This is a genomic window from Streptomyces sp. MCA2 (assembly GCF_023544705.1).
Lineage (GTDB): Bacteria > Actinomycetota > Actinomycetes > Streptomycetales > Streptomycetaceae > Streptomyces > Streptomyces decoyicus.
This window is the reverse complement of record NZ_JAMJFM010000007.1, coordinates 168886-192496: the sequence shown is the minus strand read 5'-3', so window position 1 is coordinate 192496 and position 23611 is coordinate 168886. Positions and strand designations below refer to the sequence as shown.

At 72.7% G+C, this 23611-nt stretch carries 13 protein-coding genes; 5 read left to right on the top strand and 8 right to left on the bottom strand.

Going from position 1 to position 23611, the window contains the following annotated elements:
• Positions 1–220 precede the first annotated feature (220 nt).
• Positions 221–5182, top strand: a complete 4962-nt coding sequence (locus M8I34_RS08275) for an NAD-glutamate dehydrogenase (RefSeq protein WP_250048585.1) — start codon at positions 221–223, stop codon at positions 5180–5182.
• 139 nt (positions 5183–5321) lie between these two features.
• Here M8I34_RS08275 and M8I34_RS08270 read toward each other — a convergent pair whose 3' ends face one another.
• Positions 5322–6122 (bottom strand): ABC transporter ATP-binding protein, encoded by an 801-nt coding sequence (locus M8I34_RS08270; protein WP_250048612.1) that lies wholly within the window; start codon positions 6120–6122, stop codon positions 5322–5324.
• A 4-nt stretch (positions 6123–6126) separates the two neighbouring features.
• The gene (locus M8I34_RS08265) at positions 6127–7062 is read right to left on the bottom strand and encodes an ABC transporter permease (RefSeq protein ID WP_250048584.1); all 936 of its coding nucleotides are present in this window, start codon (positions 7060–7062) and stop codon (positions 6127–6129) included.
• Between the two features lie 147 nt (positions 7063–7209).
• Between M8I34_RS08265 and M8I34_RS08260 the strand changes: the two genes are divergently transcribed.
• A complete protein-coding gene (locus tag M8I34_RS08260) occupies positions 7210–7833 on the top strand; it encodes a TetR/AcrR family transcriptional regulator (protein ID WP_030083539.1) in 624 nt (207 codons plus the stop codon).
• Positions 7834–8039: 206 nt separating this feature from the next.
• Complete coding sequence (locus tag M8I34_RS08255) at positions 8040–10298, top strand: PIG-L family deacetylase (RefSeq protein WP_250048583.1); 2259 nt, start codon at positions 8040–8042, stop codon at positions 10296–10298.
• Here the strand turns inward: M8I34_RS08255 and M8I34_RS08250 are convergent.
• From M8I34_RS08250 to M8I34_RS08240, 3 genes are read right to left on the bottom strand one after another with little or no spacing between them, the layout of a single operon-like run.
• Positions 10202–10648, bottom strand: a complete 447-nt coding sequence (locus tag M8I34_RS08250) for a GtrA family protein (protein WP_250048582.1) — start codon at positions 10646–10648, stop codon at positions 10202–10204. The genes M8I34_RS08255 and M8I34_RS08250 overlap by 97 nt on opposite strands.
• A complete protein-coding gene (locus tag M8I34_RS08245; RefSeq protein WP_250048581.1) occupies positions 10648–11652 on the bottom strand; it encodes a glycosyltransferase family 2 protein in 1005 nt (334 codons plus the stop codon). The genes M8I34_RS08250 and M8I34_RS08245 overlap by 1 nt, the downstream gene beginning before the upstream one ends.
• Complete coding sequence (locus M8I34_RS08240; protein WP_250048580.1) at positions 11649–14366, bottom strand: YfhO family protein; 2718 nt, start codon at positions 14364–14366, stop codon at positions 11649–11651. Before M8I34_RS08240 ends, M8I34_RS08245 begins: the two co-directional genes overlap by 4 nt.
• 115 nt (positions 14367–14481) lie before the next feature.
• Here M8I34_RS08240 and M8I34_RS08235 point away from each other — a divergent pair, with 115 nt between their 5' ends.
• Both M8I34_RS08235 and M8I34_RS08230 read left to right on the top strand, forming a co-directional pair.
• Complete coding sequence (locus tag M8I34_RS08235) at positions 14482–16428, top strand: glycosyltransferase (protein ID WP_250048579.1); 1947 nt, start codon at positions 14482–14484, stop codon at positions 16426–16428.
• A 71-nt stretch (positions 16429–16499) separates the two neighbouring features.
• Entirely contained in the window at positions 16500–16772 is a 273-nt protein-coding gene (locus tag M8I34_RS08230; RefSeq protein WP_030986764.1) for a DUF1876 domain-containing protein, read from the top strand.
• A 111-nt stretch (positions 16773–16883) separates the two neighbouring features.
• Here M8I34_RS08230 and galE read toward each other — a convergent pair whose 3' ends face one another.
• The 3 genes from galE to M8I34_RS08215 all read right to left on the bottom strand — a co-directional run bounded on the left by galE (position 16884) and on the right by M8I34_RS08215 (position 23472).
• Positions 16884–17858, bottom strand: coding sequence for a UDP-glucose 4-epimerase GalE (galE, locus tag M8I34_RS08225; protein WP_250048578.1), 975 nt, complete (start codon positions 17856–17858; stop codon positions 16884–16886).
• 52 nt (positions 17859–17910) lie between these two features.
• Positions 17911–19563, bottom strand: a complete 1653-nt coding sequence (locus M8I34_RS08220) for a glycosyltransferase family A protein (RefSeq protein ID WP_250048611.1) — start codon at positions 19561–19563, stop codon at positions 17911–17913.
• Between the two features lie 264 nt (positions 19564–19827).
• The gene (locus tag M8I34_RS08215; RefSeq protein ID WP_250048577.1) at positions 19828–23472 is read right to left on the bottom strand and encodes a CDP-glycerol glycerophosphotransferase family protein; all 3645 of its coding nucleotides are present in this window, start codon (positions 23470–23472) and stop codon (positions 19828–19830) included.
• Positions 23473–23611 lie beyond the last annotated feature (139 nt).

The window sequence follows — 23611 nt, the reverse complement described above, 5'->3', positions numbered from 1 at the left end:
GCCGTGCGCCCGGGGCACCACCGTGACCGGGCGGTCGCTGGTCGTTGCGGCCAATATTCCATGTCGACTTTGTCAAAGACCGTCGATATCGGCACGGCCCTCTCTCATCGCGGCATAGCGTCGACAGCGACAGGACACCCTGCGTCGCTGCGGCGTTGTGCGGCTTCCATCACGTTCTTCCACAACGTCACGCAACGGCGCGCGACAGGAGCCAGAGGACATGCAGACCAAGCTGGACGAAGCCAAGACCGAGCTGCTCGCAAGGGCCGCCCGGGTCGTAGAGAGCAGCCCGGCCGGGGGTAAGCACCCGGTACGGGGACTCGACCCGGACAACCTTGCGGGATACCTCCAGCGCTACTACCTGCACACCGCGCCCGAGGACCTCACCGACCGGGACCCGGTGGATGTCTTCGGCGCCGCGCTCTCCCACTACCGCCTCGCGGAGACGCGTCCTCAGGGCACCGCGAACGTCCGGGTGCACACCCCGACCGTCGAGGAGAACGGCTGGACGTGCAGCCACTCCGTCGTCGAGGTCGTCACGGACGACATGCCGTTCCTGGTCGACTCGGTCACCAATGAGCTCTCCCGGCAGGGGCGCGGCATCCATGTCGTGATCCACCCGCAGGTGATCGTCCGCCGTGATGTCACCGGCAAGCTCATCGAGGTCTTCGACTCCACCTGCGACGCGCACGGCAGGACCGGCCGGGGCAAGGGCGCGAAGCTGCCGCACGACGCGGTGACCGAGTCCTGGATCCATGTCGAGATGGACCGCGAGACCGACCGCGAGGACCTCAAGCAGATCACCGCGGATCTGCTGCGGGTGCTGTCCGACGTCCGCGAGGCCGTCGAGGACTGGGAGAAGATGCGCGCCGCCGCCGGCCGTATCGCCGATGAGCTGCCCGCCGAGCCGATCGCCGAGGATCTGCGCGCCGAGGACATCGAGGAGGCCCAGGAGCTGCTGCGGTGGCTGTCCGCCGACCACTTCACCTTCCTCGGCTACCGCGAGTACGAGCTGGCCTCCGTGCCCGGTGAGGGCGGTGTCGACGAGGATGTGCTGACCGCCGTGCCCGGCACGGGCCTGGGCATCCTGCGGGCCGACCCGGTGCACCACGAGAGCGCCGACGGCCACCCGGTCTCGCCGTCGTTCAACCGGCTCCCCGCGGACGCCCGCGCCAAGGCCCGTGAGCACAAGCTGCTCATCCTGACCAAGGCCAACAGCCGCGCCACCGTCCACCGCCCCTCCTACCTCGACTACGTCGGCGTCAAGAAGTTCGACGCCGAGGGCAATGTCGTCGGTGAGCGGCGCTTCCTGGGCCTGTTCTCGTCGGCCGCGTACACCGAGTCCGTGCGCCGGGTGCCGGTCATCCGCCGCAAGGTCGCCGAGGTCCTGGAGGGCGCCGGGTTCAGCCCGGACAGCCACGACGGCCGCGACCTGCTCCAGATCCTGGAGACCTACCCGCGCGACGAGCTGTTCCAGACGCCCGTCGATGAACTGCGGGCCATCGCCACCAGCGTGCTCTACCTGCAAGAGCGCCGCCGGCTGCGGCTCTACCTCCGCCAGGACGAGTACGGCCGCTACTACTCCGCGCTGGTCTACCTCCCGCGCGACCGCTACACCACCGGGGTGCGGCTGCGTCTGATCGACATCCTCAAGGAGGAGCTCGGCGGCACCAGCGTCGACTTCACCGCCTGGAACACCGAGTCGATCCTCTCCCGGCTGCACTTCGTCATCCGTGTCGAGCCCGGCGCCAGCCTTCCCGAGCTCACCGACGCCGATGCGGACCGGCTGGAGAGCCGGCTGGTGGAGGCCGCCCGCTCGTGGGCCGACGGCTTCGGCGAGGCGCTGACCGCCGAGCTCGGCGAGGAGCGCGCCGCCGAGCTGCTGCGCCGCTACGGCCACGCCTTCCCCGAGGGCTACAAGGCCGACAACAGCCCGCGCAGCGCCGTCGCCGACCTCCAGCATCTGGAGAAGCTCACCGGCGAGCCCGGCCGCGACTTCTCCGTCAGCCTCTACGAGCCGGTCGGCGCCGGCCCCGGCGAGCGCCGCTTCAAGATCTACCGCAGGGGCGAGCCGGTCTCGCTGTCCCGGGTGCTGCCCGGCCTGAACCGCCTGGGCGTCGAGGTCGTCGACGAGCGGCCGCACGAGCTGCGCTGCGCCGACTCCACCATCGCCTGGGTCTACGACTTCGGGCTGCGGATGCCGGAGCACATCAAGGGCGACGACGCCCGCGAGCGCTTCCAGGACGCGTTCACGGCGGTGTGGACCGGCGCGGCCGAGAGCGACAACTTCAACACCCTGGTGCTGCGGGCCGGCCTCAACTGGCGCCAGGCGATGGTCCTGCGGGCCTACGCCAAGTACCTGCGGCAGGCCGGATCGACCTTCAGCCAGACGTACATGGAGGACACCCTCTCCAACAACGTCCACACCACCCGGCTGCTGGTCTCCCTCTTCGAGGCCCGGATGTCCCCGGACCGCCAGCGGGCCGGCACGGAGCTGACGGACGGACTGCTGGAGGAGCTGGACGGCGCGCTGGACCAGGTCGCCTCCCTGGACGAGGACCGGATCCTGCGGTCCTTCCTCACCGTCATCAAGGCGACGCTGCGCACCAACCACTACCAGAAGGACAGCCAGGGGCGGCCGCACTCCTACCTGTCCATGAAGCTGGACCCGCAGGCCATCCCCGACCTGCCGGCGCCCCGCCCGGCGTACGAGATCTGGGTGTACTCCCCGAAGGTCGAGGGCGTCCACCTCCGGTTCGGCAAGGTCGCGCGCGGTGGTCTGCGCTGGTCGGACCGCCGGGAGGACTTCCGTACGGAGATCCTCGGCCTGGTCAAGGCGCAGATGGTCAAGAACACCGTCATCGTGCCGGTCGGCGCGAAGGGCGGCTTCGTCGGCAAGCAGCTGCCGGACCCGTCGCAGGACCGCGACGCCTGGCTGGCCGAGGGCATCGCCAGCTACAAGACCTTCATCTCCGGTCTGCTGGACATCACCGACAACCTCGTCGGCGGCGAGGTCGTCCACCCGCAGAACGTCGTCCGGCACGACGAGGACGACACCTACCTGGTCGTCGCCGCCGACAAGGGCACCGCGACGTTCTCCGACATCGCCAACGAGGTCGCCGAGTCGTACGGCTTCTGGCTCGGTGACGCCTTCGCCTCCGGCGGCAGCGCGGGCTACGACCACAAGGGCATGGGCATCACCGCCCGCGGCGCCTGGGAGTCGGTCGAGCGGCACTTCCGCGAGCTGGACCACGACACCCAGACCGAGGACTTCACCACGGTCGGCGTCGGCGACATGTCCGGTGACGTCTTCGGCAACGGCATGCTGCTCAGCGAGCACATCCGGCTGGTCGCCGCCTTCGACCACCGGCACATCTTCATCGACCCGAACCCGGACGCGGCGACCTCCTACGCCGAGCGCCGCCGGCTCTTCGAGCTGCCCCGCTCCTCCTGGGCGGACTACAACACCGAGCTGCTCTCCCAGGGCGGTGGCATCCACCCGCGCTCGGCCAAGTCCATCCAGATCAACGCCCAGGTGCGGGCCGCCCTCGGCATCGAGGCCGGGGTGAAGAAGATGACGCCCGCCGATCTGATGCGGGCCATCCTCAAGGCGCCGGTCGACCTGCTGTGGAACGGCGGCATCGGGACGTATGTGAAGTCCTCGGCGGAGTCCAACGCCGATGTGGGCGACAAGTCCAACGACGCCATCCGGGTCAACGGCGAGGACCTGCGGGTCAAGGTCGTCGGCGAGGGCGGCAACCTGGGACTGACCCAGCTCGGCCGGATCGAGTTCGCCTCGGCCGGCGGCAGGATCAACACCGATGCGATCGACAACAGCGCCGGTGTGGACACCTCCGACCACGAGGTGAACATCAAGATCCTGCTCAACTCCGTCGTCGCGGAGGGCGATATGACGGTCAAGCAGCGCAACAAGCTGCTGGCCGAGATGACCGACGAGGTCGGCGCCCTGGTGCTGCGCAACAACTACGCGCAGAACACCGCGCTGGCGCTGGCCCTCGCCCAGTCCTCCAGCATGCTCAACGCCCAGCAGCGCTTCATGCGCCGCCTGGTGCGCGACGGCGACCTCGACCGGGCGCTGGAGTTCCTGCCCACCGACCGGCAGATCCGTGAGCGGCTGAACGCCGGCCGCGGGCTGACCCAGCCCGAGACCGCGGTGCTGCTGGCCTACACCAAGATCACCGTCGCGGACGCGCTGATCCAGACCGGGCTGCCGGACGATCCCTACCTCCAGCGGCTGCTGCACGCCTACTTCCCCTCGGCGCTGCACGACCGCTTCGCCGAGCAGGTCGACGGGCATGCGCTGCGCCGCGAGATCGTCACGACGGTGCTGGTCAACGACACCGTCAACACCGGCGGTACGAGCTTCCTGCACCGGATGCGGGAGGAGACCGGGGCCTCCCTCGAAGAGGTCGTGCGGGCGCACACCGCGGCCCGGGCGATCTTCGGACTGAACCAGGTCTGGGACGACGTCGAGGCGCTCGACAATGTCGTCGCGGCCGATGTCCAGACCCGGATCCGGCTGCACTCCCGGCGGCTGGTCGAGCGCGGCACCCGCTGGCTGCTCAACAACCGCCCGCAGCCGCTGGAGCTGTCGGAGACCATCGAGTTCTTCGCGGAGCGGGTGTCCGGGCTCTGGAAGGAGCTGCCGAACCTGCTCCAGGGCAGCGACCTGGAGTGGTTCCAGACGATCCTGGAGGAGCTGACCGCCGCGGGCGTGCCCGAGCCACTGGCCGTCCAGGTGTCCGGATTCTCCTCGGTCTTCCCGGCGCTGGACATCGTCGCCGTCGCGGACCGGATGGGCAAGGAGCCGCTGGATGTCGCCGAGGTCTACTACGACCTGGGCGAGCGGCTGCGGATCAACCAGCTCCTCGACCGCATCCTGGAGCTGCCGCGCAACGACCGCTGGCAGTCGATGGCCCGCGCCTCGATCCGTGAGGACCTCTTCGCGGCCCATGCGGCGCTGACCGCGGATGTGCTGTCGGAGGGCAATGGCACCTCGACGCCGGAGCAGCGGTTCAAGGCCTGGGAGCAGGCCAACGCGGCGATCCTCAGCCGTGCGCGGGCGACGCTGGAGGAGATCTACGGGTCGGAGGGGTTCGATCTGGCGAACCTGTCCGTGGCCATGAGGACGATGCGGACGCTGCTGCGCACCCACAGCTGACGCGCCGGATACGGCGGACGGCCCCGGAAGCTCAGGCTTCCGGGGCCGTCCCCGTTTCCGTGCGGTGCGCGCGGGGCCGGCCGTGGTCCGCCGGACCGGCTCCGGGGCGTGGTCGGAGTGTCTTTCGGATCCCCCGGGCTCAGCGGTGGTGGTCCTCGTAGGCCTTGATCACTTCGTCCGTCGGGCCGTCCATCAGCAGTTCGCCGCGTTCCAGCCACAGGACGCGGTCGCAGGTGTCGCGGATGGACTTGTTGTTGTGGCTGACCAGGAAGACCGTGCCGGCTTCCTTGCGCAGTTCGCGGATGCGGGCCTCGGAGCGCTTTTGGAAGCTGCGGTCGCCGGTGGCCAGGGCCTCGTCGATCATCAGCACGTCGTGGTCCTTGGCCGCGGCGATGGAGAACCGCAGGCGGGCGGCCATGCCGGAGGAGTAGGTGCGCATCGGCAGCGAGATGAAGTCGCCCTTCTCGTTGATGCCGGAGAAGTCGACGATGCCGTCGTAGCGCTCGCGGACCTGGTCGCGGGACATGCCCATGGCCAGGCCGCCGAGCAGGACGTTCTTCTCGCCGGTCAGGTCGTTCATCAGCGCGGCGTTCACGCCCAGCAGCGAGGGCTGGCCGTGGGTGTAGACCTTGCCGCGCTCGGCGGGCAGCAGGCCGGCGACCGCCTTGAGCAGCGTCGACTTGCCCGAGCCGTTGGAGCCGATCAGGCCGATGGACTCGCCGCGGTAGGCGGTGAAGGAGACGCCCTTGACGGCGTGCACCTCGCGTACGCCCGCGGAGGGCTTGCGCCGGACGATGCGGTTGAGCGCCGCGGTGGCCCCGCCCTTGCCCGTACCCGTGCCGTAGACCCGGTAGACGATGTGCAGATCGTCCGCGATCACGGTCGGGATGCGGGTCTCGGCGGCCGGTGCCGGCCGGTTGCCGTTGTTCTGTTCCGTCATGAGCTCAGCCACGTCCGTACCGCTCCTCGGCCTTCCAGAAGTACACAAAGCCGACGACGCCCATCAGCAGCGCCCAGCCCCCGGCGAACGCCCACACATGCGGCGGCAGCTTGTCGTGCGTGAAGCTGTCGATCAGCGCGAAGCGCATCAGGTCGATGTAGACGGCGGCCGGGTTGGCGTTCAGCAGCATCTCCACGAAGGCGGGGACGTGCTTGCCCTTGAGGATCACGTCGATGCTGAACATCACGCCCGACGCATACATCCACGTCCGCATGATGAACGGCATCAGCTGCGCCAGGTCCGGGGTCTTGCTGCCCAGCCGGGCCATGACCATCGCCAGCCCGGTGTTGAAGACGAACTGGAGCGTCAGCGCCGGGATGGCCAGCAGCCACGACCAGGTGGGGATCTGCCCGTAGCCGAGCAGGATCACCACCAGCACACCCATCGAGAACAGCAGCTGCTGGAGCTGCATCAGGCAGAACGAGACGGGCAGGCAGGCGCGCGGGAAGTGCAGCGCCCGCACCAGGCCCAGGTTGCCCGAGATCGACCGCGTCCCGGCCATCACCGAGCTCTGGGTGAAGGTGAAGATGAAGACACCGGTCACCAGGAACGGCACGAAGTCGGGGACGCCCTTCCTCGTGCCGATCAGCAGACCGAAGATCAAGTAGTACACGAACGCGTTCAGCAGCGGCGTCGCCACCTGCCAGACCTGTCCCAGCTTGGCCTGGCTGTACTGCGCCGTCAGCTTGGCGCCGGCAAAGGCGGAGATGAAGTGCCGCCGGTCCCACAGCTGCCGGACGTACTCCGACAGCGAGGGGCGGGCCCCGCTCACCGTGAGGCCGTGGCGCTCGGCCAGCGCACTCAGCTCGGGGTCGGGAGAGGTGCCGGAGGCGGGCGCCCCGGCCGGTGCGGGGGCCGGAGGCGCGAGGGTCTGGGGCATGGAGGAGGCCGCTTTCGCTTGCGTACGGGGGCGGTGGAACGAGAACGGGGAGCCTACGACGGAACGGGTCCGTATCGTCGCGACGCCGACACTAAAGGGAGCTCACGTCGAAACGCAACCGTAGCGTCGTGACGCTATGCTCCCGGCATGGCAAAAGACGGCAGCGGGAACGACTCCGTGGCAGCGCGCCGGACCCCGGCAGGCGCCGCCGTACTACGCGAGGACAAGACCGAGGCGATCCGCGCCGCGGTCTTCGAGGAGCTCGCCGCGGTGGGCTTCGCCCGGATGTCGATCGAGGGCATCGCGCGGCGGGCGGGCGTGGGCAAGACCGCCGTCTACCGGCGGTGGCGCTCCAAGCTGCACCTCGTTCTCGATGTGGTCTCCGCGGTGGCCGCGGCGGGCATGCCGACCCCCGACACCGGTTCGCTCCACGGTGACGTGCGGATGCTGCTGGAGGTCGCGGCCCGTGCGCTGCGGCACCCGATGGCCTCGCAGATCATCCCGGACCTGCTGGCGGAGGCGGCCCGCAGCCCCGAGCTGGCGAGCGCGCTGAAGGCCGCGCTGCACGACAGCCAGCAGGGCATCGCCGCGGCGATGGTGGCGCGCGCCGTCGAGCGCGGGGAGATCCCGGCCGGTGCGGACGGCCGGCTGGCCCTGGACCTGCTGACCGGCCCGCTCTACTGGCGGCTGCTGGTCGTTCGTGACGAGGTGCCGTCGGGCTATCTCGACGAGCTGACGGCGGCGGTGGTCAGTGCGCTCGGCGGGCGCTGAGACGGCAGGACCGGGCCCGGCCAGGAACGGCGTACGGGGCGCCGCTGCGGGCCGGCCAGGAACGGCGTGCGGGGCGCCGCGGCGGGGAATCCGCCGCGGCACCCCTCTCCGGTCGGGCCTGACATTTCCGTGGTGCTCCTCAGGGATCTGGTGAAGTGGGGAGTTTCGCGTGAGCGGGATCACGCGCGCGACCGAATACTGAGGACGTGTCACCCGCGGACCCGCCCCGTGTCTCCCGCCGCCGGCTGCTTCAGGCCACCGGCGGCGGTGTGCTCGCCGCGACGGCGGGTGCGGGCGTATGGGCCCGGCTGACGGACCACCCTCCCCGTACGGACGAACCGGCAGGACCGGGAGGGTCCCTGGCCGATCCGGCGGCGCAGTCCTTCCTCCAGGTCATCGCGCATGCCGATGACGGGCTGTACTTCATGAACCCCGACCTGGAGCAGTCCCTGCGCGGCGGGGCGCGCTCGGTCACCGTCTGCCTCACGGGCGGCGAGGCCGACGGCCGCAACGTCAGCCGGCGCGCCCCCGATCCCGCCCGCGTCCCGAAGAACCGGGCCGCCTTCGCCCGGGCGCGGGCCAATGGACTGCGTGCCGCCCACGCCGCGATGGCCACCGGCGACCCCGCCGCCCGCTGGGACGTCGCGGCGCTCTCGCTGCTCCCCGGCTTCGAGGTGGAGATCCAGACACTGCGCGACGCCCCGCAGCACCAGCTGATCTTCCTGGGGCTGGTGGAGGCCAGGGCCGTCTGGCAGCCCCGGGCGGCCAGTCTGCGCGGTCTGTGGCTGGGGGCCACCGGCACCCTCCCCACGCTGCGCCCCCTGGGCACCCCCGTGAAGCGGCAGTTCCACTACACCCGTGACCAGCTCACCGAGACCCTGGTGGCGGTGCTCGACCGGGTCCGGCCCACGGTCGTCCGCACCCTGGACCCCAACGCGGTGCACTCCCGCAGGCGGCCGCCGGACACCCCGGACCGCGACCCGCGGCTGGTGGGACTGCGCTACTACGACCATCAGGACCACACCGCCTCCGCCTACTTCGCGCAGGCCGCGCTGGCCGCCTACGCCGGCCGCGGCCGCCCCGCGGTCGTGGAGAACTACCTCGGTTACGAGGCCGGTGCGCTGCCCAACGACCTCGACCTCAGGGCCGCCCGCCGCAAGGCCCGGCTGCTGTCGGTCTACGGCTGGGCCGACCACCGTGCCTGCGGCGACCCGGCGGGCTGCGGCGACCGCAAGGTGGGCGGCTCGGCGCTCAACGGCGGCTCCCGCAACTGGACCCGCAGCACCCGGCTGCGCGCGCCCGGCTCCAACGCCTGGATCCGCCGGGCCGCGGACGGCCGGCTCGCCGCCTTCGCGGTGCTGGGCGGTACGGCCTACTGCTGGGCGGAGACCCGTCCGGGCAGCGGGAGTTTCGGCGCGCCGGTGCCGGTCGGCGGTGAGCTGTTGCAGGGGCAGATCCATGTGGTGCGCCGCCCCGGCGGTGCGCTCCAGCTGTTCGCCTCCCGCACCGTGCTGCCGGGCCGCAACGCCGCCCACCGCCGCGAGGTGCTGACCGCACCGCAGAGCGGCACCGCCCCCGACGGCAGCCCCGTCTTCGCGCGCTGGGAGTCGCTGGGCTCGCCGGACCCGGACCCGGTCCGGTCGCTGGAGACCGGGTTCCCGGCGGCGGTGGCAACGCCGGACGGCACGGTGCATGTCTTCGTACGGACCTGGGACGGCAATGTCGCCCACCGCAGCGGCCCGCACGGCGGGAACTGGTCGCTGTGGCAGCGGCTGGAGGGCCCGGTCAGCACCCTGAAGGCCTCACCGCGGATCGTCGACGGGCTGGATGCGTGTGTGGACTCCGACGGGCTGATCCACCTGGTCGCGCCGACCGTCGGGACCGTGCAGCACTGGGTGTCCAAGGAGCCCGGCCGGATCCCGCGGCCGGCCGCGGCCACCGGACTGCCGCAGCCGGCCGGCCCGGTCAGCATCGTCCCGGTGGCCGACGGCGCGGTGCGGGCCGTCTTCCGGCGGTCGGTCACCGCGCAGGTGCTGATCGCCGAGCGGCAGCGGATGATCGGCGGCTGGCGGGTGTCGGCGCGCTGCGAGGCGGCCGGCGGCCACGGGCGGGTGGCGGTGGCGCCGGTCGGCAGCGGCGACCGGATGGTGCTCGCGGCGCGCGATGACGCGGGCGACGTACGGATGGCGATGGCCCAGGAGGGCCCCAGGCCCTGGCAGCGGGGCAGGGTGCCGCACTCGGCGGCGGCCGGTGTCGCCCAGGATGCGGTCGGGCGCGCGGTGGTGGTCGCGCTGGGCCTCGACGGCAGGCTGTACACGACGCGTCAGACCTCCGTCGGGCAGACCGCGTTGTTCGGCGGCTGGCGGGCTCAGGCGGGTCCGCCGGAGCGGACCGGGGGCGGACCGGCCTTTGTGCTCGGACCGGTCCGGCCGGACGGGCGCAGAATGCGCCGGGAGACCAGATAGCTGAACGGGAGGGCGCACAGCGCCGCCACCAGCGGCGCCACCGCGGTGTTCATCCCGCACCAGCCCACCAGCGCCACCAGCCCCGCGCTCTGCACGCCGTAGTTGGTGACCTGCGTCAGCGGGAAGAGCAGAAACTTCGTCCAGGTCGGGCGGGTGCGGTAGGTGAAGCAGGTGTTCAGGAAGAAGGAACCGACCATGCTCGTCACGAAGGCGGTGGTGTAGGCCGCGAAGTACGGCAGCAGACGGTGCAGCGGCAGATAACAGGCGTAGAAGGTCAGGGTGTTGACCCCGCCGACGGCGGCGAAGCGCACGATCTGGCACCGGCGGCCGGGCGTGGACAGGGCGCGCATCAGCCGGCCCGCTGGCCGGGGGTGGCGGCCCCCGCCGGACCGCGGGCGGCGGGCGGGGCGGGGGTGGCAGGCGTGGCAGGGGTGATGGCGTTGCTCTCCTTGACCAGGAAGTGCGGCCGCCGCTTGGCCTCGTAGTAGATCCGCCCGATGTATTCGCCGATCAGCCCGAGCATCACCATCTGTAGCCCGCCCAGGCCCACGATGATGGCCACCAGCGTCACATAGCCCGGGGCGGTGACGCCGCCGACGAGGGCCGCGCCGATGATCCACAGGGTGTAGACGGCGGCGAGCGAGGCGAGGCCGAGCCCGGCGTAGATGGCCAGCCGCAGCGGGCGGCAGTTGAAGGAGAGCATGCCGTCGATGCCGTAGTTGACCAGCGAGCCGAAGCGCCACTTCGTCTCGCCGGCCTCCCGCGCGGCATTGCGGTAGTCGAAGGTGACGGTGTCGAAGCCGATCCAGGAGAACAGGCCCTTGGAGAAGCGGTTGTACTCCGGCAGCGCGAGCAGCGCGTCCACGGCCTTGCGCGACAGCAGCCGGAAGTCGCCCACCCCGTCGGTGAGTTCGACATCGACCCAGGTGTTGACGGTGCGGTAGTAGAGCCTGCTCAGCACGGTCCGCAGCCGCCGGTCGCCGGTCCGGCTGCGTTTGGCGACGACCTGGTCGTGGCCGAGCTGGTAGAGGTCGAGCATGGTCTCGATGAGCTCGGGCGGATGCTGGAGATCGGCGTCCATGAGGATCACCGCGTCGCCGGTTGCCGCCTTCAGGCCGGCCAGTATGGCGGGCTCCTTGCCGAAGTTACGGCTGAAGGAGAGGTAGCGGGTGGTGCCGCGGTGCTGCTGGGCGAGGCCGCGCAGCCGGGCCAGGGTGCCGTCGGCGCTGCCGTCGTCCACGTAACAGAGCTCGTACTCGACGGCGAGCGAGGCGAGGACCGTGCGGACCGTCGCGTCGAAACGGCTCAGGACGGCCTCTTCGTTGTAACAGGGGACGACGATGGAAAGCTTCATGAGCAGCCCTTTTCGCCGGGGCCAGGGGGCGGCTCGGACACCGGCCCCTGAGGGGTGATCCTGCGCATCTGCGGGGCGGTCGCGGGGTGCGGGGCGGGGCGGCGGCGGACGCGCCGCCGGCCGCGCACGGCGCCGGAGACGGCCACCGCGGCGACCACGAGCGCCGCCGCGACGCTCCCCGCAAGCCCCGTGTGCAGGCCCGGCGGCAGGTAGGAGCACGACAGCCGCCCGGCCCCCGCGCCCAGCGGAACGGCCAGCAGACCGCCGAATGCGTCCGGTGCGCGCCGCGGCCCGCCGTCCACCGAACAGCCCCACCCCGGTACGGCCGGCAGCGCCAGCACCGCGCTGCCCCTGCTGCCCGGGTGCAGCCGGGCCGTCAGCCGGTGGCCGCCCGTGGTCAGTGCCACCGGGCCCCGGGCCCGCAGCGCGTGCACCGCCGCCGTCAGCTTGCGCCCGGACAGACAGCCGAGCGCCTGCCGGGGGACGTGCTGCGGGCCCTTGCCGAGGAAGCGCACCGACACCGTGCCGTCCGCGGGCACCGGGCCCAGGGGCCGCAGCGGATTGGCGGTGACGTCCTGTCTGCCGATACCCGTGGAGCGCCCGCCCAGGCCGCTGACCTCCCCGGAGAACCAGGGCGCGTACCAGAGGGCGGTGCTGCCCGGGGTGCAGTGCGCCGTGAAGGTGGTCCCCGCGCTGTCCGGGTCCGTCCCCGGCCGCCGCGCGGCGGGCAGCAGCCAGCCGCCACGCTCGGGCACCGGGGCCGGGCCCGCGGTGGGCGTCAGGGCCGGCACCTCGTACACGGCCGCTCCCAGCACCCGTTCCTGGCGGGCGAAGACGGTCTCCTCGCCGGCGGCGGGCGGGAGCGTGCGGCGTACGGTCAGCAGCGGGGCCGGGCGAGCCGGACGGGGGACGAACAGGGCGCGGCGCTGCGGCACCGGGGACAGATAGCTGCCGACGCCCATGAGCGCTTGGCCCACCGGGTCCTCGAAGCTGAGCGTGTGGCGGCCCTTCATGTACCAGCCGGCGCCCAGGGCTTGGAGGGTGCGGGCGGTGGCCGCGGGCACGAAGCTGCTGTAGTACGAGCCGCCCTCGCCGCCGAGCAGCAGCGGGTCGTTGTCGGCGAACTCGTGCGGGCCCGGATCGGTGCGCGAGCGCGGCCAGTCGGCGCGGGCGAGCAGCCCGTCCCGCGCCGCGAGCGACGGCCCGGACAGCGTGATCTTGGGCTGGAACCAGTCGATCCCGTCCCGTACCGCGGTCACCGACAGCGCGGTGTACGCCGAGCCGAGCACGACGGTGCAGGTCAGCGCGGCGGTGACGGCGGCCCGGGTGCGGGAGGTGTGCGGCGCGGTGAGCGCGGCCAGCCCCAGGAGGGTCACCGTGCCGGCACCGGCCAGCAGGATCCAGGTGGTGGTGCCGACCACGGCCTGGTCGCGGCAGAGCCAGGCGAGCAGCGCGACCAGCCCCGCGCCCGCGGCCAGTTCGCGGAGCCGCGGGTGGTGTGCCATCGCGAGCCAGGCGATCATCACCAGGATGCCGCTGAGGACGAAGGCGGCGCGGTAGAGGCTGCCGTTGGGCAGGGCGAAGCCGTGCCACAGCAGGATCGTCGGCTCCCAGGTGAACGAGGCCGCGACGGCCGCCGCCAGGCCGTACCAGCCGAGGCGCACCCGCAGCGGCAGGGCGCGCACGAACGGGAAGACGGCCACCAGCAGCAGCCCGGGGATCCCGATGGAGAGGTGGGGGGCCGAGGTCCCGGCGGGGCCGCCGGGCAGCAGCTGCGCCCACTGATCGAGCGGCGACGGCGGGTCGTCGTAGGGCATCGGGGGCGCCGGCTGGGCGGACCGGGCGGCCTGGAGGGTGACGGTCAGTACGGGGGCGGCGAGCAGGATGCCGGTCAGTGCCATCGAGGCGGCGCGGGCCAGCGCCTCCCCCCGGTCGCGCCACGCCATCCGGGAGGCCGTCAGCAGCCGCACCGCCAGCACCAGTGCCATCGCCAGGGTCGCCATCGCGGCCGTATAGAAGTTGCCGGCCCAGGCGAGGGCGACCAGCAGGGTGCCGGCCACCCAGCGGGTGCGGCGCAGACACCAGTCCGCGGCGATCCCCAGCATCGGCAGCGCGACCAGGCCCCACATCCACATCGGGTCGGCGAAACCGTCGTTCAGCACCCAGGCGCACAGCCCGTACCCCACCGACAGCAGCGCCCGCAGCGGGCCGGAGCCCTGGTGCAGCCGGCCGAGGAAGACGGTCATCAGGGCGGCGCCCAGGCCGATGCTGAGCAGGGTGACCAGGAAGACGGGGAGGTCGGCCAGCGCGCGGGGGAAGAGCCCGACGAGCCAGGAGAAGGGGTTCATGAGATAGGTGAAGAAGTCGGCGAGGAACGGGACGCCGTAGCCGCTGCTCCAGTTGAAGAACAGATCGCCGCTGGTGGTGCCGTGCATCAGGTCCCACAGCCGGGCATGGAACGGCACGAACTGATTGCCCAGGTCATTGACGGCGCGTGAGCGCGGGCCGAAGGGGTAGCTGCCGTACAGGGCGAGGGCGAGGCAGTACGCCCCCATGGACAGGGCCGCCGCGAGCCAGGGCGCCGGCGCGGGCCAGGGCGCCGCCGGCCGCCCGCGGGGCCGGTGCGCGGCGGGCGGGCGTTCCCTCGGGGGATGGGGCCGGGCAACCTTCCGGGGCCGGACCGCCTCTTGTGGGGTGGCGGGCGTCGGAGCCACCGGCACTCCTCCACGATCGGCGAACGTTCACCCCACGTTATATGTCTTAATAGTCCCTTTTGCTCGGCTGGGACGCCGGGCAATTCGGGGGATTGAGTAAAGAACGGAGGGCACGTTGCCCGCCCCTGACGACCTCGTGGCCGCGGCTCCCGCCGGCCCGGACACCATGACGCCGACGGTCTCCGTGATCGTGCCGGTGCACAACACCCGGCGCTACCTCGACCGCAGCCTCGGCTCCGTCTTCGCCCAGACACTGGACCAGCGCCGCATCGAGGTGATCGCGGTCGACGACGGATCCACCGACGGCAGCGCGGAATGGCTGGCCGAACAGGCCCGCCGCCACCCCAATCTGACCGTGCTGCACCAGGAGGCCTCGGGCGGCGCGGGCAAGCCCCGCAACGCCGGACTGGACCGCGCCACCGGCGACTACGTCTTCTTCCTCGACTCCGACGACCGGCTCGGCCCCGAGGCCCTGCTCCGCCTCACCCGGATGGCCGAGAAATGCGGCTCGGACGTCGTCTACGGGCGGATCGTCGGCGCCGACGGCCGCGCCGCCCCCGTCGAGCTGCGCACCACCAGCGAAAAGGTCTCGGTCTTCGACTCCCCGGTCTACTGGTCCCTGGCCGCCTACAAGCTCTTCCGCCGCTCCTTCCTCGAAGAACACCGGCTGCGCTTCGTCGAGGGCCGGCTGCTGGCCGAGGACCTGCCGTTCGGCATCAGCGCCCTGCTGCGCGCCGGGACCGTCTCCGTCCTCGCCGATCACGACTGCTACTACCTGCACGGACGCGACGACAACAGCAACGCCAGCCGCCAGGACATGGACTGGTGCGAGTACCTCGCCTACATCGGCACCGTCCTCGACGGTCTCGCGGCCGAGGTCCCGCCCGGCGAGCAGCGCGACACCCTGATGGTCCGGCACTTCCACGGCGAGATACTCATGCCCTTCGGGGCCGCCTACCTCGCCCGCGACGCGGCCGGCCGGCAGCGGATGGCCGCCGCCGCGCGCCCGCTCGTCGCCCGCCACCTCACCGACCGGGTGCTGGCCGCCCTGCCGCCCCGGCTGCGGCTGCGCGCCCACTGCCTGCGCGCCGGGCTCGACGACGAACTGACCGCCGTCGTCCGCGCCGACACCGCACAGGAACCGGACCGGCCGCACCTCGACGGCGACGGCCGGGTGTACGCCCGCTACCCCTACTTCCGCGACCCGCAGCACGCCCTGCCCGACGCCTGCTACGACCTCACCGACCGTGTGGTGCTGCGCCAGCGGCTGATCCGCCGGCGCTGGGCGGGCGGCGTACTGCACCTGCGGGGCACCGCCACCCTTCCCTGGCTCGGCGGCGACACCGTCGAGATCGTGCTGCACCGCAGCGGCGCCACCCACCGCGTCCCGGCCCACTACGCGGACGGCGCGTGGCAGGCCGCCGTCGACCCGGCCACCGCCGCCGACGGCGGGCCGCTGTCCGGCGGCATATGGGGCCTCAAGATCGCGGTCACCGCCCACGGCACGGAGGGCGCGGACGGGCCCGCCTTCCGCCGCGAGGCCTGGCTCGTCCCCGAGGACGACACGGAGGAGGAGTGCGTGCCACGGATCGTCGGCCGGGGCCCGGCCGGGCCCGCCGTCGCCGCGCTCTTCCTGTCCCGGCCGCACGGCCATCTCCACCTCGACCTGGACCCGGACGGGGTACGCCGCCCGCTCGGCGGCGATCTGCGCGGCGCGGCGGACTGCACCCGCTCCGGACGGGCCACCCTCACCGCGCGCCTCACCCTGCCCGGCTGCCCCGTGGACGCCGAGCTGCGGCTGATCCTCTACGACGCGACGCGCACGGTGGCACTGCGCACCACCGTCGAACGCGGCGCCGCCGACCACTACACCGTGCGCTCCCTGCTGCGCAGCGGCCCCCCGGGCACCTGGCGGGTGGCCCTGCGGGTGACCGCGGGCCCGCTCCGCCGCGAACTGCCGGTCCGGACGGCCGGCGGCCCGGCCGACGGGCGGACCCCGCTGACCCTCACCGTCCCCGGCGCCGGTCCCCTGGCGCGGCAGCTGCGCCGCCGGTGCGGCTGACCGGGACGGACCGCGTGCGCCTGCCGGCCGGCAGGCGCACGCTGGTAGCAGGGGCTCCGGAGGTGACCGTCATGTTGCAGACCACTGTCGGATGGCATGTCGACATGGAATTCGAGGAGGACACCCACCGCACCCGCGCGGCCGCCCTCGTACGGCTCCCCGACGGGAGCGAGGTGCGGGCCCACGGATACGCCAGCCGCCACCCCGTCGACTCGAACCAGCCGAGGGTCGGCGAGGAAGTCGCGGGAGCCAGAGCGCTCAACGAACTGGCGATGAAGCTGCTGACCAAGGCACACGACGAGATCGACGAGGCCTCGGGCCGGACCTCGCACCCGCTGGCCTGACCCGCGCCCCCGGGGCACCCGCGGGTGGCCCCTTCCCAGTGGGGGACGAGCAGGGGGGAGCCGACCCCGCAGGCCTGCCTCATCCTGCGCAGACCGGCCGCGGCGGGCGGCTCATGACAGGTGGTGGTGCTGCCAGCCCGCCCAGGCCGAAGTGATCATGTCGCGGACGTCGTGACGGGCCTTCCAGCCCAGCTCGGCGGTGATCCGATCGGCGGCCGCGACCACCCGGGCCGGGTCGCCCGCACGGCGCGGGGTGACCTCGGCGGTGACACCCTGATGCCCGGTGATCTCGGTGATCAGATCGACCATCTCGCGCACCGAAACACCCTCGCCGCGCCCGATGTTGAGGGTCAGATCGCGGACCGGGCCCGGCTCGGCGAGCTTGCGGGCGGCCGTCACATGGGCCTCCGCGAGGTCGGCGACATGGATGTAGTCGCGGATGCAGGTGCCGTCGGGGGTGTCGTAGTCATCGCCGAAGATGCGCGGCGCGGCGCCCTCGGTGAGCTTCTCGAAGACCATCGGGACGATGTTGTAGACCCCGGTGTCGGCCAGCTCGGGGGTGGCCGTCCCGGCGACGTTGAAGTAGCGCAGACAGGCGGTGCTGATGCCGTGCGCCTTGCCCACCGCACGGGCCATCCACTCACCGACGAGCTTGGTCTCGCCGTACGGGTTGATCGGAGTGCAGGGGGTCTCCTCGGTGACCAGGTCCACATCCGGCATGCCGTAGACCGCGGCCGAGGAGGAGAACACCAGTCGCCCGACACCGCCCGAGGCCATCGCCTCCAGCAGCGTCTGGAGACCGTGCACGTTCTCGCGGTAGTAGACCAGCGGCATCTCGACGGACTCGCCGACCTGCTTCTTGGCGGCCAGATGCACGACATCGGTGACGCCGTGCTCGGCGAGGGTGGCATCGAGCAGCGCGCGGTCGAGCGTGGAGCCGACGACCAGGGGAACGCCCTCGGGGATCCGGGCGGCCACGCCCGTCGTCAGATCGTCGAGGACGACGACCGTCTCGCCGGCCTGCCGCAGGGCCCGTACGACATGGGAGCCGATGTAGCCGGCACCACCCGTGATCAAGTAAGACATAGCGCCAATCCTAGGTCGGGGTCGAAGAGTGCGGGGGGCGGGCCGGGGCGCTTCAGCCGCGCAGCCGTCGGGCGGCGATCCGCCATACGCTGCGCGGGCCCGAGGCGACCCGCAGTGACAGTGCGCCGCCGGTCGTCGCATACGGCTGCACCAACAGCACGGCATGGCGTCGGCTGGGCAGCACCCGGCGGCGCAGGCCCGGACCCGTGGCCCGCAGCGCGGCCCGGAAACCGGCCCCGTCCACGCAGCTGACCTGCGCCATCAGGTCCCATGGCTCGGGGTCGGCACGATGCCGGCCGCCCCGTTCCACCAGCGCGCCGAGATCCAGCACGACCTCGGCGGTCCAGCATGCCTCCGAACCGCCGACCGCCGGGGCCGGGGTGAGCGTGGCGGTGTGGACCGGGCCGCGCCGGTCGTCCCGGCGGCGCCGCAGCTCGACGTCGATGCTCTCGGGACCGGCCGCGGCCAGCCGCCCGTACAGATCGTGCACCCGCAGCCGCAGCACACCGGGGCTGCTGGCGGACGGCTCCGCATCTATGGTCACCGGCAGGCGGTGCATCGGCTTGGTGCCGATCGCGTCCAGTTCGACCTCCGGCAGGTCCTTGGACCACACCGCGCGGCCGTCGGCCTCCGCGTACGGCGGCAGCAGCCGGCCGGGCCGGGCCGCCAGCTGCGTCAGCCGCCCGAGGTCCCGCGGGGCCGGCGAGGCCAGCACCACCCGGGCAAGCCAGCGCGCCGGGGCGCGCGCCGCCCGCAGATCGGCCTCGTCGAAACCGGCCAGATAGTCACGGGTCAGCCGCCACCACTCGGTGCGGTAGTCGGCGCCGCGGGTGTGCAGCTCGCGGACGTACATCCGCAGATCGTGGTCGAGGAACTTGGTGGCCGCGGCGTGCGCCAGCGCCTTGTGCCCGGCGTCCTGGAAGATCTGCACGCTGGCGCGGTGCGCCGCGATCCGCGCCTGCCAGTTGGCGACGTCCTTGCGGTCCAGCGAGATCGACTGCCGGGCGGCCGACCGGCGCACATGCCAGAGATAGACGCGGTCGGGGATCGTGACGACCCGCGGGGCGGCGGCCAGCACCCGCGCGGTGAACACGAAGTCCTCGTAGGTGAAGCGGCCCTCGGGGAAGGTGATGTCGTGCGCGGCGAGGAACTCCCGCTCGTAGAGCTTGTTGACGCACAGCGTGTCCCGGACCAGCTGGGGGCTGTCCTCGGGGGAGTGGTGGACGGCCGGCTCGCGGTAGAGGCCGGGCTGCCAGGCGACATCGCGGTGCGCGGGCAGCTCACGGCGTACGCAGGCACCGGCCGCGACCGGGGCGTCATGTTCCAGAGCGGCGGCCAGCAGCGCCCGGGTCGCGCCCGGGGGCAGCACATCGTCGCTGTCGAGGAACATCACGAACCGCCCGGTGGCGGCGCGCAGACCGTCGTTGCGCGGGGTGCCGCAGCCGCCGCTGTTCGTGTCGCGGTGGATCACCCGCAGCCGCGGTTCGGTGTGGGCGAGGGCGTCCAGGGCGGCGCCGGTGCCGTCGGTGGAGGCGTCGTTCACCGCGATCACTTCGGTGACCGTTTCGCCAGGGGGCCCCTGCGCGAGTGCGGAGCGCACCGCCTCGCAGACATGGCCGGCATCGTTGAAGGCGATGACGACGATGCTGACCTGTGCGGATGGCGTGATGGTGGGCCCCGTCAGCGGATCGAGGGCTTCTTTCACAGTCACTGAATCTACATTTCGTGTCGACAGCATCTCTTGGGCGCGAGCGGGGTCCGAACCTTTTTCCGATGGTTCAGAGGGCGAATCCCGTCGAGCGGTTGCACCCCCTGCTCCGCTTTTCCGCCCTCTTGCCGTCTTGTTACCGGGCGGGAGTCGGGGCTCGGGGGTGTGCAGGCCCGTAAGGGCACCTGCACATGCTGTAACGACGTGAGTGCCGCACGATGTTGATCCGCACGCCACCACCTTGCGGCGGACCGGTTCCGGTCACCGCTCCATCAGATCCGCGACCCGGCCCGCCGCACCTCCGTCGTCCCGGTGGCAGAACGTTTCCCGGAAATCCGCATACGCGTCCGCACCCGCCGCGGCGATCGCGTCCAAGTCGCCCAGCGCATCGATCAGTTCACCGGTCGAGGTGAGCAGCGGGCCCGGCACCCGGGCCTCGAAATCGAGGGTGAAGCCGCGCAGGGTGTCGCGGTAGTGCGGCAGGTCGGGCGTCAGAAAGAGCATCGGGCGCCCGGTGTTGGCGAAGTCGGCGGCCAGCGACGAGTAGTCGGTGACCAGGACGTCCGCGGCCAGCAGCAGTTCGGTGGCGTCCGGATGGGCGGACACGTCGAGGGCGAAGGGGGCGTGGTGGGCGGGCAGCCGGTCGGCGACCAGCGGGTGGCTGCGGACCAGCAGGACATGGTCGTCCGCCAGCTCCCGCCCCGCCAGCTCCAGGTCCAGCGGCAGATGCAGCCGGTGGTGGCCCGCGTCGTAGGCCAGATCGTCGCGCGGGGTCGGCGCGTACAGCACCACCTTCTTCCCGGGCCCGATGCCCAGGCGCTCGCGGACCGCGGCCGCTCTCCGGTCCCGGTCGGCGGCGAAGAAGGCGTCGGTGCGCGGCAGTCCGGTCTCCAGCAGCCGGCCGGAGTAGCCGAGCGCGGAGCGCAGCACGGGTGTGCTGTGCGCGTTGGGCGACAGCAGCACGCTCCACTGCCGGCTGACCCGCGGCCGCGGCGCCAGATGGGCCAGCCCCGCGCACAGCGTCCCGGCCAGGTCGGCGCCGATCCGCTTGAGCGGGGTGCCGTGCCAGGTCTGGATGATGCGCTGGCCGCCGCGCCGGGTGAACCAGCGGGGCAGATGGGTGTTGGTGACCACCCAGCGGCTGTGCGCCAGCGCGCCGTGCCACTCGGCGCTGCCCACCAGCACCGCCCGCGCCGTCTCCGGCACCGCGGTCTGCGCATCGCGCACCGCCCACAGATGCTCCACGTCCATGCCCCGGCGCACCAGCTCCTCGTGCACCGCCCGCGGCGAGTCCCCGTACGCGCGGCCGCCGAAACTGCTGTAGAGGACGGTGTCGCGCAGCGGGCGCGAACGGTGCAGCGAGTAGTGCTGCTCGCGCAGCACCCGGCGCCGGTAGGGGCCGCGGTCGGTGGCGGGCAGCGCGGGACCCGCCACCACCAGCGCCTCGTCGTGCCGGTGCCGGTCGAGGGTGAGCGGCTTGCCGCGGACCGTACGGGCGGCCGGCAGCCCGTCGAGGAGGGACGGCGCACAGCGGACCGGGGCGTCCAGCGGGGAGCCGGGCGCGCCCTGCTCGCGCAGGTGCAGCGTCCAGCGGCCCTCGCGCAGCGGCACCGTCCCGGCGAGCGAGGGCAGGGCGCCCAGCGGCAGCGTGCCGTGGAACCGGCCGTCGTCGTGGAGGGTGGGGAAGGCCAGCTCGGCGGCGTGCGCACCGTGCTTGAGGACCAGTTCGGTGGCGTGCGGCGCGGCGTCCGGCAGCCTCCCCGCGACCAGCAGGGTGCCGTCCGCGCGCCACAGCGCCCGGTCCAGGAACGGCTGCGGGGTGCGGTCGTGCAGCACGAGGTGCCCGGCAGGGGTGGCCGCTACGACCAGCTCACGGCCGTGCGAGAGCGGATGGGCGACGGGGGCGAGCCGCGGGTCGCAGGCGATCGGGTCGGTGCCGCCGTCGGCCCGCACCACCTCGGCCGCCCAGCTCTCGGTGTGCCCCGGCAAGATCGCCAGCGGCGCGCCGTCCCGGGTGGGGCGCGCGGCGGCGAGGGCGTCGAGCCGGACACGGAAGGTCAGCGGCGGGGACGGGGCGCCGGGCGCGCCGTCGCACCCCTCGCCCGCTTCCCGATGCCCCTCGCCCGGCCCCGGTCCCGTCCCTGTCCCCGCGGGACGTTCCGTCTCCACCGGGAACGACACCACCGTGCCGCTCCCCTGGTGGGTCAGCCGCAGGGCCGAGAGCGCCGGGCCGGGCGTGGTGACGGTCAGGTCCAGGGCGCCGGCCGCCGCCGCCCGATGACCGGCCAGCCGCCGGGCCGGCCGGGCCACCGACAGCCGCAGCCGCCCGTCCGTGAACCCGGGCGTGATCCGTACGCCGTCCCCGGGCAGCTCATGGGCGCACGGTGTGGCGCCGGAGCCGGTCTCCGGGGCGTGCAGCGCCGTGGCCCGCACCACGCCCGCCGACGCCAGCACCACCCCGACCGTCCAGTCGTCCTCCTCCCAGCGCCCGCCCTTGCGCAGCCGGGCCGGATCGATCCGCAGCTCGAAGCCCGACCAGTCGTAACAGTGCAGCTCCTGACCCGACTCGGCGGTCGCCTCCACCATCGACACCGGCCGCAGCGGCAGCAGGATCCGGCGCCGCCCGCAGGACAGCACCGCCGTGCGGAGGTAGCTGTGCCGGGCCGCGGCGTCCAGATTCCGGATGTAGGCGTAGCCGCGCAGCACCAGCACGCCGTTGCGCCACACCGCTTCCCGGACCCGGGCCCGTACGGGGAAGTCGGCGCGGTCCAGCCGGGTCACCCCCGGCGGCAGCTCCAGCGGCGGCGTCAGCGGCAGCACCGCGCGCTTGCGCAGCGGCGGCCCGGCGACGGTGAACCCGGCCGGGTTGCGGGCCTCGTGCACGAGCAGGGTGAGCAGGTCGGCCAGGCGCCCGGCGCGGATCAGATACCAGCGCATCCGCAGCTCGACGGGCAGCGTGGGGAACAGCCGCGGGTCGACGCCGGAGAGGAAGTCGCGGGCGCAGTCCAGGAACGCGGTCCGGCACTCCGGCGCGGCCGCCGGCAGCGCGTCGACCAGGTCGAGCAGCCCGTCGGTGAGCTGCGCGCGGTCGTAGTCGCGCTGATGGACGTTCAGCCGGGCGCGGGCCGGGTCCGCGAGGAAACGCCGGATGCCGGCCACCGCAGCGAACCGCTCCCGTACGCCCCGGGCATCGAGCCGCCGATGGCGGTCGGGCCCCTCCGGCAGCCGCCAGTAACAGACGTGCTCGTGCAGGACGTCGACCGCCCCGGCGAGGAAGAGCGCGGGCAGCGTCACCGCCGCGTCATGACACAACTCCCCCTCGGGAAAAGCGAATTGATGGGTGTCCCAGAAGGTGCGGCGGAAGACCTTGTTGCGGGCGAAGTGGTCGGAGAGCAGGGTGAGGTCCTCGCCGATGCGGGTGCGCAGCGCGGTGGCGCGGGTGGCCGGGTGGTGGGCGGACTGGCTGCGTCCGGCCGCACCGAGCCGGTAGACATTGCCGGTCGCGAGGTCCGCACCGGACTTGTCCAGCAGGCCGACCAGGTCCTCGTACGCGCGCGGCAGCAGCACGTCGTCGGCGTCCAGGAAGGCCAGATACTCGGTGTGCGGATAGGCGTGCCGGGCACCGGTGTTGCGGAGCGCGCCGCAGCCGGGCGCCGGACCGCCCCCGGGATGGTGGACGATCCGGAAGCGCGGGTCGCGCTCGGCGAAACGGTGGGCGGGAGCGGCGGGCGCGCCCGGCGCGGAGGCGGAATCCCCGCCCGCGTCGGCGGGCGGACCGTCGTCCACCATCACCACATCCAGATCGGTCAGCGTCTGGGCCGCGACCGACTCCAGGCACTCCTCCACATTCCGCTCGGACCCCTCGAGGCGGTGGACCGGGACGACGACGGTGAGCCGAGGCTTCATACGTGGACCGAGCCTTTCCGGACTGGCGATGCACAAGACCGGTCCGTTCAACTCGCCCACGGCGGCACGGTCACCGGATCTGCGCTGAAAGGGTGAGAGACGTGATCGACAGCCCGTGTGTGCATCGTTACGCTCGGTG

What these genes read in the sequence shown, in the direction of transcription:
- M8I34_RS08260 (WP_030083539.1), top strand. Translation starts at nt 7,210, where the DNA reads ATGGCAAAAGACGGCAGCGGGAACGACTCCGTGGCAGCGCGCCGGACC.
- M8I34_RS08250 (WP_250048582.1), bottom strand. Translation starts at nt 10,648, where the DNA reads ATGCGCGCCCTGTCCACGCCCGGCCGCCGGTGCCAGATCGTGCGCTTC.
- galE (WP_250048578.1), bottom strand. Translation starts at nt 17,858, where the DNA reads ATGTCTTACTTGATCACGGGTGGTGCCGGCTACATCGGCTCCCATGTC.
- M8I34_RS08275 (WP_250048585.1), top strand. Translation starts at nt 221, where the DNA reads ATGCAGACCAAGCTGGACGAAGCCAAGACCGAGCTGCTCGCAAGGGCC.
- M8I34_RS08270 (WP_250048612.1), bottom strand. Translation starts at nt 6,122, where the DNA reads ATGACGGAACAGAACAACGGCAACCGGCCGGCACCGGCCGCCGAGACC.
- M8I34_RS08230 (WP_030986764.1), top strand. Translation starts at nt 16,500, where the DNA reads ATGTTGCAGACCACTGTCGGATGGCATGTCGACATGGAATTCGAGGAG.
- M8I34_RS08245 (WP_250048581.1), bottom strand. Translation starts at nt 11,652, where the DNA reads ATGAAGCTTTCCATCGTCGTCCCCTGTTACAACGAAGAGGCCGTCCTG.
- M8I34_RS08265 (WP_250048584.1), bottom strand. Translation starts at nt 7,062, where the DNA reads ATGCCCCAGACCCTCGCGCCTCCGGCCCCCGCACCGGCCGGGGCGCCC.
- M8I34_RS08215 (WP_250048577.1), bottom strand. Translation starts at nt 23,472, where the DNA reads ATGAAGCCTCGGCTCACCGTCGTCGTCCCGGTCCACCGCCTCGAGGGG.